Source organism: Vibrio sp. 1562 (genome assembly GCF_033340155.1).
Classification (GTDB): Bacteria; Pseudomonadota; Gammaproteobacteria; order Enterobacterales; family Vibrionaceae; genus Vibrio; species Vibrio alginolyticus.
On the sequence record NZ_JAWOVY010000542.1, the window covers coordinates 1 to 601 of the forward strand.

Below are 601 nucleotides of genomic sequence, written 5' to 3' on the forward strand. Positions count from 1 at the left end.
TCATCGAATAATACTAAGTAAACACCTAGAACACTATAGCGCGGTACAACTGCCCCAAACAAACTCAAGTCGATAGTGAAAAAATCTACTACACTATGTTTCTTTTTCGAAATAATTACTTTTGCCTGACCACTTTCAGAAAAAATTTGTGTTATTTTTATGCCTTCTTGATGGTCACGAGCCAAATCGATATAATATTGGGATTGCTCTTTATCTAAGCTTCCTTTATCACTTAATGCAGTCTTATTGACAAGCTTGACAACTTGTTCATAACCTAGTTTTTGCTTAGTATCACGAATACCAATTACGCCAAAATCAAGGCTCTCTATCACCGATATATCGCGTTCGATTGACTGTTTAATTTCACTGCTAATCAATCTTACATTGCTAACCATACGACTGTCGTATGAGTTATTGATGTAATCACCAATAATATATTTAACACTAAAGTAAGCAGTTACGATAGTAATTATTAATGATATTCCAAATAAGATTATAATCTTATTTTTTAACGACAGTGGTTTCATACATCAGTCCATGTAAAAAGGCTCTTGAAATGGAAATATATACATATTTTCCGCCCCCTCCGGCTGAATACGAC

Annotated in this window: 1 pseudogene; it reads right to left on the reverse strand. The window is 33.8% G+C overall.

The features are described 5' to 3' along the window. Positions 1–527 (reverse strand): annotated as a pseudogene (locus R7Z49_RS26295) (hypothetical protein); the annotation flags it as partial. Positions 528–601 lie beyond the last annotated feature (74 nt).